This window comes from Kitasatospora sp. NPDC001159 (assembly GCF_053598235.1).
Genome location: NZ_JBSFJV010000163.1, coordinates 1 through 10,250, shown reverse-complemented (window position 1 = coordinate 10,250; position 10,250 = coordinate 1). Strand labels below are relative to the sequence as shown.

The window sequence follows — 10,250 nt, the reverse complement described above, 5'->3', positions numbered from 1 at the left end:
TCATGCGCCGGCCGGCACGCGATCACCCGAACGGGACCGAGAATCGAATCTCCGTCCGGCCCTCAAGCCCCAAGAGCGCTTTGATCACGGCTTCTTAGCCACCAAGATCACGCAGTCGAGGTCAACATCTGTCGGACGAACCGTGGACCTCACGCCCTCGGCGAGGAACGTCGTGAAGAGAGGATCCTGAGGACCTGGTCACGGGACGAGGCCGGCGTAGAAGGCCAGGTGGGTGGCGGTGGCGAAGCTGGTGGCGTCGTCGACGGTGACCAGCAGGAGTCAGCGGTGGGTCGATCGGCGCGCCCCGCCCCGCTGCCGCACCCGCTGCCACCCGGTGGCGCCGTTTACTGGCCGTCCGGGCGGTCGATCGCGTAGACCACCGGGTTCACCAGGGAGTCACCGACCTTCTGCCCGTCGTCGCACATAACGTACACAGCATCGCCGAGGACCTGGGCGTAGCGCACCATGCGCTGCGGGAACCGGACCGGGCGGCTGCGCCGGCCGCTCGCCGGGTCGACCAGGACGAGGTCGGAGTCCGAGCCGATCGGCGAGAAGCACCAGGGAGGGCCGGGGCGGGCGGTGGCCTTCCAGTTCTCGGGCATGACGTCCCGCAGGTCTGGCGCGTCCCAGAGGGTGGTGCCGTTGCGGATGTCGACGACCCGGTTGCCGGGGTTGCGGGTGTACCTGAGTTGCAGGGCGGTGTCCCACTGGCGAATCACCAGCGTGTCGGGGATGCCCCACAGCCGGCGGCCGTCGGCTAGGTTCCAGGCGGTTGAGGTGTAGGTGTCCTCGACCGTGAGGGGGTGACCGGCGACCAGGCCGAACTCGGGGACGACCTGACCACCGGCCTGGAGCGGTCCGAGGATCTTGCCGTCTGCGGCTGCCACGACATGCAGCTCCTTGGTGCCCTGGAAGTAGATTCGGTCGTTGGTGGAGCCAGCGAGGTCGGTGTCCTCGCTTCTGTCCGCTGGTTGGTAGCTCCACAGGTCCTGCCCGGTATCTGGGGAGACGGCGAGCCAGCTCTTCCCGTAGTCGTCGAGTAGGACGGCGCCGCCGGCCAGGTCGAGGCCCATCAACTCGCCCTGGTCCGTGCGGATCACGTACGTCCACACCACCGTGCCGTTGGTGGGGTCGAGACGCCAGACGTGCTTGCCGAAGCCGACGTACAGGGCGTTGTCCGCGACGGCGATGTGGTGGGTGCCATCGCTCACCTCGTTGTGGCTGATACTCAGCTCCCGCGACCAACGCGCCTTGCCCGTGGCGATGTCGAGGCACTGCACCGTGTCGCCGTCGAGGACCAGGACCGAGTCCGAGGACAAGCGCAGGGCTTCCTTGAGCGGAGTGGCCTGGCCCGGATACGGCCACAGGACCTTGCCGGACCGCGCGTCCCGTGGGCCAGCGCTCGTCATGAGCAGGGGGCCCGCCTGGCCGGACGGCACGTCGTTGCCGGGTACCGTCCAGCGGGGTCGGACCGTTTGGGCGCTTCCCCCGGGGGAGGCGCCCGTCGTCGCCCCACCGCCGCTGCCCGAGCCCTTGCCGCCGTCCAGGATCCGGGGAACGAGCACGGCGGTGGCGCCGCCCGTCGCGACGACGACGCCCACGCCGAGCAGTACCGAGCGTCGGCTCGCCTTCCGGTCGTCGGCTGGTTCGGCCGGTTCGGCGCCAGCCGGTGGGAGGGGTGGCCGGGGCGGCAGTGAGGGTCGTGGTGCCGAGGCCACGGTGGGCTGCGTGCCGAGGAGTTCGGCCACCGCACCGAGTCGGGCGGCCGTCTCAGCCGCCGAGGCCGGGCGTTGTTCCGGGTCCTTGGCGAGCAGTTCCGCGGCCAGGGCGTCGAGCTCCGGCGGGAGGCCCGGTCGGCTCCGGGACGGCGGTTCGGGGGTCTCGGAGGCGTGGGCGACGAGCTGGGAAAGGAGCTCGCGGCCGCCAAACGGCGGGGCGCCGGTGAGCAGGTGGTGCAGCAGGCAGCCCAGGGAGTACAGGTCGGAGGCGGGGCCGACATCCCTGCTGTGGGCCTGCTCGGGGGACATCCAGGGGGCGCTGCCCAGCACGTTGTCGGTCCGGCTCAACTGCTCCAGGCCGAAGGCCGGGTGGAACCAGGCAATGCCGAAGTCCAGGACCTTGACCGTCCCGTCCGGGGCGAGGATCACGTTCGCCGGCTTGATGTCCCGGTGGACGATGCCGCGTTCGTGGGCGAAGGCGAGGGCGGCGCAGACCTGCCGGGCCCAGTCCACGGCGCGAGCGGCGGACGGCGGTCCGTCGGAGGCCAGGACTCGGTCGAGGGTCCGGCCCGGGGCGAGTTCCATCACGATGAAGAGGGTGTCGCTGTCCTGGCCGAAGTCGTGCACCGTCACGACGTTGGGGCTGTCTGAGAGTCCGGCGGCGGCCCGGGCCTCGCGCTGGAGCCGGGCCGCCGCCTCCGCCGCGACCCCGGGCCCGGCGGCGATTGTCTTGACGGCCACGGTGCGGTGCAGCACGAGGTCCTCGGCCCGCCACACCACCCCCATGCCGCCGGCCCCGAGCTGTTCGGTCAGCCGGTAGCGCCCTGCAAGGACGTGACCTGTCACCCGTGCCCCCTGGATGCGTCGATTCGATGGGCCTCAGCGTAGAAGCAGCGTCAGCTTCTGCCCAGCATGAGGCGACCTGCGGAAGTTCGCCAGACTCCAAAACGACCGCACCGCGACCGCGGCCACCGGCGGGAACCCCGACACGATCGGAGACACCCGTGCTCGACCAGCCCGCTGAACTCCGCCGTCACGTCGTGACCGCCCTGCTCCACAGCTTCGCGCCCCAGCTCGCCCCCGCGGTGCGGGAAGAGTTCGTCCAGGACGCCGAGAGCCTGGAGGACTCCGAGCAAGACGCGCCGGCCCGCCTCAGTGCTGGCCAGCGCATCAAGGCCCGGCTGATCGACAGCGGAGTCCCGGCGCTGATCTGTGCTCCCACCCATCCCCGGGGCCTGCTCGCCGCTGCGCCGGGCCACTGCGTAGGCCATTCGGAAGTCCCAGTCCAAGGGGCCGAACCGGCCGGGGTCCGTAAGCTGACGTGCCTGCCCGCCGCGCGGCCTGCCTCGCCCGCCTCGGCAAGCAACTTGTTCACCGCGTGCTGCTGCGCCCGCTGCTCCTGGTCCTCGCTCTCGCGGGTGTCCTCGAAGCGGGGGGCCGGGCAGCGTCAGGCGTGTGCCGTCCACCCCGGTGGGCGGCACACGCCTGGGGGTCTGTGTGGTCAGTTTCGTCGGGTGCAGGTGACGGTGAGGCCGTCGCCCTTTCCGCCGTCGTAGTACGAGGGGAAGTGGAGGGTCAGCTGTGCGTTCTTGTAGGTGGCTTGGGCCGTGCGTCCGATGTCGCTGGACCAGCCGCCGTTCAGCTTGTATTGGCCGGTGAAGCCGTCCTCGACGCTCTGCGTCATGTCCGGCACGACGAAGGGATCGTCGTCGTCGTGCGACTGAACCTGAAGGCGGGTGCCGTCGAGTTTCCATTGGCCGGCGAGTCCGTTCCACTGGGTGGTGGACCACTGGCCGTCCGGGGTGATGGTGAGCACCCCATCGTGTCCGGCGCTCGACTGGTAGTCCCACTCGCCCGCGGCGAAGGCCTTGAGCGCCTGCTTCTTCGGGCCGCCTGCCTCGGTCTTGTTCCCGGTGCACGCGGCGATCAGGCTCGCCATCGTGCCGAGGGCGAGGTAGCGCAGTGCGGTGCGGCGTCCTACCAGTCGTGCGATTTCCTGTCCGTTCATCGGGGTTGCCCTCCTCGGATTTTGACGCATCGTAGGTTCGGTCGGTGGGTCTGTGGAATAGGGCGTTCGTGCTGGGTTCTTGCGCTGCGAGCGCAGGAGCAGGCCGGGAAGCGTCTCGTTCGTCCCGGACTGTCTCGCCCCCGCGTTCGCCGGCTCTGTTCGCCAAACCTTCGTTCTGGCGTGGGCCGCGGCTGGCGGGACGGCCACGGCGAGCGTGGCGGCGCGGTTGACGCTGCTGCGCCGCCGGAATCGGCAGGCCGTGTGCTGGTGCGGGTCGGAGGCGTCGGTGGGGCAGGCCCGGTGGCGGGATGCGGGAGGTGTGGCGCGCGGTCGGCGGCAGTTCGCAACCCCGGGGTACGGAGATGGGCTCGCCTCCCGGTGTGCGGGAGGCGAGCCCTGGTGGTGGTGTGGGGTTGCTGTTGGTTGCGGTGGCGTGGGGCTGGCTGGAGTGTGGGTCGGCTGACGCCGGCCGGCGCACTGGATGTCCAGCTGGCTGGCGCGTAGGGGTCGTAGGGCTACCTGGTCGACCTGTCGGCTCTGGTGCTCTACGGGGCTGGGTGCGTTACATCCAGCCGAGGGGGTTGTGCCAGGTGAAGGACGGTAGGGGGGGTACGAAGCGCTGGATCTGGCTGGTGGAGCCGAAGTGTTCGACGGCGGTGTAGTAGACCCCGGCGCTGTCCCGGCAGGACAGGAGATCGATGCTCGTGGTGCACGAGTTGTCCATGTCGTCCCTGAAGATGACGTCGACGCGGTGCTTGGCTTCCTGGCCTTCGTGCTTGGTGGCGAGGTCGTCCAGGTTGAGCAGTTCCTTGTAGTTGCGGTAGCCAAAGTCGTGGCGGGCGCACGCCGTGGTGAAGTCGAAGACGGGGGTCTTGTTGACGGCGGGGAAGTTGCAGTAGTCCGTGGACCAGTTGAACTGGTAGCGGTCGGGCTTGCCCGCGAGGTGGGCCGCGCGTTCCTGGTTCCAGGCGTCGGTGGCGGCCGGGCCGGGCTGGGTCAGCTCCCTGAGGTGGGCTTTGCGTTCCTCCAGGCTGGCGGGCTGGGCCGGAGCTGCTCCGTGGTTGGTCCAGGCGGCGTCCTTGCCGGTGTACTCGTAGAGGGCGGAGCCGTCGGGGGTGAGGCCGTAGAGGTGGTCGCCGGAGGTGACGAACGCGGCTCCGGGCTTGCCGACGGGGTTCCACTGGTTCGGGTGTCCGTTGTACTTGAGGATGTCGCCCGTGCCGTCGGTCGCGTACAGGGTGTTGGCGGCGTAGAGGTGCTCCGTGCGCTCGGCGCGGACGGGGGTCCACTTGTCGCCGGAGCCGGTGTACTCCGCCACGCCGGAGTGGTCGGACGCGAGGCGGTAGAGGTTGTTCTCGGTGACGGCGAAATCGGCGCCGGGGCCGCCCAGGCGGGTCCATGCCGTGGCGTGGCCGTCGTAGCGGTAGATGTCGCCGGTGCCGTGCTGGGTGATGTACAGGGGGCTGTCGAAGGGGCCGCTCTTGGTGAGCACCCGGCTCAGTTTCATGGCCGGCGTCTCGCCGGTGTAGGTGTAGAGCCGGTCGGCCGGACCGCCGACCTGCGTCCACGTGTCGCCTTGGCCGGTGTACTCGTAGACGGCGGTGTGGTCGGGGCTGATGCCGTAGAGGTGCTTGTTGGTGGCGGCGAAGTCGGCGCCGGGCCCGCCGATGCGGGGCCACGACTCGGTTGCGGAGTCGTAGCGGTGGATGTCCCCGGTAACGGGGTCGGTGGCGTAGACGGTGTCCTCGCTCGCGTAGATGTGGTCGGCCTTGTCGCCGACCTTGATCCAGCGGTCCTGGCTGTCGGCCCACCGGTAGACGGCGGAGTGGTCCTTCGTCAGGGCGTAGGCGCTGTTCTTGGTGGCGACGAGGTCACCGAGCACGAGCGTCGGGGTCGAGGGGCCGGGGACGTGTCGGGCGCGCTTGCCGGTGACGGCGTTGGCGGACACGCCGAGGGCGAGGACGCCGGCGATCACCAGGCACAGCAGCCGGACGATCCTGGCGGGCGTCCACGGCACGGGCGACGGTTCCGGGGAGTGCTCGGCGGCCGGGCGGCCGGGTCGGGGACGGGCGGGGAGTCGGAGCTTCACGGAGTTCCTCCTGGGACTGGGTGGGGTGTTCAACGTGGTGTGGGACCGGGCAGGTGGATGGGCGCTTCGCGTCGTGCCGACGCGTGCTGTCGGGTAGCCGGAGCGGGATGCCTCGGGGCTCGGGTTCCAACGGCCGCGCCGGGTCAGGTGGCGACGGGGCCGCCGACCTTCGTCCACGTGTCGCCCCGGCCGGTGTATTCGTAGATGGCGGTGTGGTCGGGGCTGACGCCGTAGAGGTGTTTGTCGGTGGCGAGGAAGTTCGCGCCGGGGCCGCCGATGCGGGTCCAGGTGCGGTGTTCGCGGTCGTACTGCCAGATGTCGCCGTGGGTGCCGGCGGTGACGGTGTCGGTGGCGTAGAGGGTGCTGCGGCTGGTGTAGATCCGGTCGGTGGCGTCGCGGACGCGGTCCCACACGTTCGGTGTGCCGGTGTACTCGTAGATGGCGGAGTGGTCGGGGCTGACGCCGAACAGGTGGTCGGCGGTGGCGGCGAAGCTCGCGCCGGGGCCGCCGATGTCCGTCCAGCGGCCGCTCGCGGCGTCGTACTGGTGGATGCCGCCGCCGACGGCGGCAGGGGCGGTGTCGACGGCGTAGAGGGTGCCGGCGCTGGTGAGGATCCGGTCGGTGCCCGCGAGGCGGACCCGGTTCCACACGCGGGGGGTGCCGGTGTACTCGTAGATGGCGGAGTGGTCGGGGCTGACGCCGTAGAGGCGGTCGGCGGTGGCGGCGAACTGGGCGCCGGGGCCGCCGATGCGGGTCCACGGTCCGTCGATGTCGGCGGTGTGGAGTTCGCCGCCGGTGTTGTTGCGGGCGGGGTTGTACTGCCAGATGTCGCCGGTTGTGGCGTCGGTGGCGTAGAGGGTGCTGCGGCTGGTGTAGATCCGGCTGGTGGCGCCGCGGATCTTGGTCCACGCGCCGTTCTTGCCGGTGTACTCCTCGACGGCCGTGTGGCCGGGGGTGATCCGGTACAGGCGGCTGCCGGTGGCGGCGACGGTGCCCGAGTCCGCGGGCGCGGCCGCGGGCGGGGGCGAGGCCGGGGTCTGACCGGCGGCCGGTGCCGGCGTCGACGGTGCGGAGGGTGTGGCCGGCGGCGGGGCGCTCGGTGCGGCGGCGGGTGCCGACGGGGCGGCAGGCTCTTGGGCGGGTGCCGGTGCCGGTGCCGGTGCCGGGGCCGGTGCGGGTCCGGGTTCGGGTGCGGGGGGCTGTGCAGCGGGTGCCGGTGCGGGTGGGGTTTCGGTGAGCTTGCGATACCGCAGCCGGACGTACTCGGACGTTGTGTGGCCGGCGATGTTCGCGGCGTACCGGTTGGCGGTTGAGGCGCTGGCGGTCGTGTGGGGCCTGTGCTCGGCGATGTAGCGGAACTCGCCCTTGCCCTGGTCGATCCAGCCGGCGAACAGGATCGCGTGCCCGTTCTCGTCGAAGGGGGTGTCCAGCGCGTCCCCGGGCTGCAACTGCTCCCAGGTGATCCGGTCGGCGACGTCCGGCAGGCCGCCGGTGGTCAGGCTTTCCGTGAGCTGCCAGGCCATCGAGACGAAGCCGGAACAGTCCTGGCGGTAGGGGCCGCCGGTCCTGTCGTCGGGCCAGGCGAGCGTTTGGCTGTAGGGGACCTTCTGGTCCACCCAGGCTTGGGCGCGGGCGAGGATCTGCTCGCGGGTGACCGCTCCGCCCGGGGCCGCGCCGTTGCCGAGTGTCCCGGTGCTGGTGGGCACCTGGGGGGCCGGCTTGCTGGTGGCATGGGCGGGCAGAACGGCGGCGCCGACGACGAGAGCGAGGCCGGCGAGCGCGGCCAGGCGTTGCGGGCGACGCGGCAGGGCAGGGTGCATGGCGGTCCCTTCGGGTGGTGGACGGTCCGCTGCCGGGTTGGCGGAAGCGGTGGATCACCACACTGGAACCTGATGTGATTGACCGTCAGGGGCGAACGGGATGTGCGGGGTCTTCGCCGCAGGTCAGCGGGGTGAAGGTCGTGCGAACATCGCGAACCTCGGCGAACGTCCGCGAACGTCGCGAACGAGACGGCGATCATCAGAGGGGGAGACATGGGCAGAGCGGGGCGGGCACAGGGGCCGCTGAAAGGGCGTACCGAGCAGGCCAACGCACTTGCGCGGCTCGTGCGGGAGCTGACTGCCGGGCGCACGGTGAGCGAGCTTGAGGCGCAGTACGAGTTGGCGAGGAGTATGTGGAGCGAGTACCGCTCCGGCATCAAGATCATCCCGTTGGAGCGGCTCAAGAAGCTGATCGAGGACCGCTTCCCCCGTGACACCGCCACGCGGGAGGCCAGGCTCCAGGACGCCCGCCGGCTCCACTCCGCCGCGCTGCGGGCCCAGGCCGAGTTGTCGGCCGCGGTGTCCGCGCCGGTGTCCCCGCGGTCGTCCCCGCGGTCGTCCGCGCGTTCGTCCCCCGGGGACGAACGGCCTGCGGACAATTCCCTGACCAGCGAGGACGTGTCCGGGCCGTCCCGCGAACAATCGGCTGACGAGGTGTCGGCCCCTCAGGGCGGTGGGTCCGGGGACGCCGCTCGGACGGTTCCCGGGGCGGGGGCCACCGGTCGTGCGGAGCCCGACGTCGGGCCTGCGGCTGAGCCTGGCCTCGGGCCTGCCGCGGGATCCGCGGCTGAGTCCACCCCTGAACCCGACACCGGGCCTGAGGCCCTCGAATCCCTTCCTCCCGCCGTCCCGGCCTCCACCCCCGCCCCCGCGCCATCGGCCCCCACGCCGCCCGCCCCGGCTTCGTCGGTCCCCCAACGCGCCGACGGACCGGACGGCGCCCCGCCGCGCTCCCCCGGCGGCTGGAGGCGGTGGCGGACCCCGGCGCAGTGGGCGGCTCTGCTGGCGCTGCTCGCGGCGGTGGTGGTCGCGAACCAGTACCAGGAGCCCCGGCACGGTGAGGACACGGCCGCCCCCTTCGTGACCGCCTCGCCCGGCGGCCTCTCCCTGGCGTCCGGCCTGAACCTGCCGCCCTCGCCCGAGCCCCCGACTACCGCGGGGACGACACCTCCCGGAGAGGCCGCCGGCCTGCCGCCGACCCCGGGCCCGGCAACCCCCACTCCGGGCCCGGCGACCCCGGCGCCGACGCCCGGTCGGACCGCGCCCCCGTCCGCGGGTGCGACCGCCGCACCCGACGCCGCACCGGCGGCCACGCCAGGCGGCCCCACCGTCGCCGCGACCGGCGCCCACCTGTACCGGATCACCCCGGACCACAAGGGCCGCGGCGCGCTCGAGCGTGAGCTGGTCACGTGCCTGCGGACCGGGCGTGCCCTTCGGGTTCCGCGCTCGCGCGCCCGCCGGAAGGCGACCGGTCACGTCACGCCCGACGTGATGATCAGCGAGCGTCCCGCTGAGGCCGAGGACCGGGCCGTCGCGGGCCACTGGGAAGGCGATCTGATCATCGGGACGAACCGGTCCGCCATCGGCACTCTCGTGGAGCGCACGACCAGGTTCACGATCCTGGTCCACCTTCCGCGGATGGAAGGCTACGGCGTCGAGCCAAGGGTGAAGAACGGCCCCGCGCTGGCCGGCTACGGAGCCGAGGCGATGCGCAAGGCCCTCACAGCCCAAATGGCCAACATCCCAGAGCAGTTGCGCAGATCGCTGACCTGGGATCGAGGTAAGGAGCTTGCCCAGCACGCCCAGCTGAAGGCCGACACAGGCATCGCCGTCTACTTTGCCGACCCGCACAGCCCCTGGCAGCGGGGCACGAACGAGAACACGAACGGGCTGCTGCGGCAGTACTTCCCGAAGGGCACGGACCTGGCCCGCTGGACCGCCCGCGACCTCGAAGCCGTCGCAGGCGCGCTCAACACCCGGCCGCGGAGAACACTCGGCTGGAGAACTCCTGCGGAGGCTCTCGACGATCAGCTACTCTCGCTCCAAACCAGCGGTGTTGCAACGACCCCTTGAACCCGGTTTGGGACCCGTGGTCCGCATGGTGTACCAGCTGGCCGGGTTGGACCCCGCGGCTGGCCAGCGCGTACTCCAGCGAGGCCAGGACCAGGTCGGCGTCCGCGCGGGCCGAGGTCTCCCAGGCCACCACGCGGCGGGAGAAGGCGTCCCGGATCGCGGAGAGCCACAGCGGCCCCTCGGCGGTGTCGATCACGGTGAGGTCGGTGACCCACAGCCGGTCCGGGACCTTCGCGCTGAAGTCGCGCTTGACCAGGTCCGGGGCGAACTCGGCCGCGGCATCGGCCACGGTGGTCTTCCACCGCCGCGTGCGGGGGCTGATCCCGGCCAGGCCGGCCTCGCGCATCAGCCGCTCGACCCGCTTGCGTCCCACCCGCACGCCCTCGCGGGCGAGGTGGGCGTGTACGCGCGGCGAGCCGTAGACGCCGTGTGACTGCTCGTGGACCTCCTTGATCTTCTCGGTCAGGACCGCGTCCTCCCTCTCGTGACGGGTGGGGTGCTGCCGGCGGGCGCGGCGCCGGTAGAAGGTGGAGGGCGGTGTG

At 71.7% G+C, this 10,250-nt stretch carries 5 protein-coding genes and 1 pseudogene; 1 reads left to right on the top strand and 5 read right to left on the bottom strand.

What is annotated here, in order from left to right:
• Positions 1–344: 344 nt before the first annotated feature.
• The 4 genes from ACWC9T_RS39010 to ACWC9T_RS38995 form a co-directional block, all read right to left on the bottom strand.
• A complete protein-coding gene (locus ACWC9T_RS39010; RefSeq protein WP_449825784.1) occupies positions 345–2,564 on the bottom strand; it encodes a protein kinase domain-containing protein in 2,220 nt (739 codons plus the stop codon).
• Between the two features lie 655 nt (positions 2,565–3,219).
• Entirely contained in the window at positions 3,220–3,726 is a 507-nt protein-coding gene (locus ACWC9T_RS39005; RefSeq protein ID WP_449825783.1) for a hypothetical protein, read from the bottom strand.
• Between the two features lie 562 nt (positions 3,727–4,288).
• Positions 4,289–5,815: a phospholipase A2 gene (locus ACWC9T_RS39000; RefSeq protein WP_449825782.1), complete on the bottom strand. Its 1,527-nt coding sequence runs from the start codon at positions 5,813–5,815 to the stop codon at positions 4,289–4,291.
• Positions 5,816–5,958: 143 nt separating this feature from the next.
• Complete coding sequence (locus tag ACWC9T_RS38995) at positions 5,959–7,635, bottom strand: hypothetical protein (protein ID WP_449825781.1); 1,677 nt, start codon at positions 7,633–7,635, stop codon at positions 5,959–5,961.
• 1,374 nt (positions 7,636–9,009) lie between these two features.
• Between ACWC9T_RS38995 and ACWC9T_RS38990 the strand changes: the two are divergent.
• A pseudogene (locus tag ACWC9T_RS38990) lies at positions 9,010–9,708 on the top strand (IS30 family transposase); the annotation flags it as partial.
• On the opposite strand, the gene ACWC9T_RS38985 reads toward ACWC9T_RS38990, so the two are convergent.
• Positions 9,605–10,250, bottom strand: a 646-nt coding sequence (locus ACWC9T_RS38985) for an IS3 family transposase (protein ID WP_449825780.1), incomplete at its 5' end; no start/stop codon positions are given. The pseudogene ACWC9T_RS38990 and the gene ACWC9T_RS38985 overlap by 104 nt on opposite strands.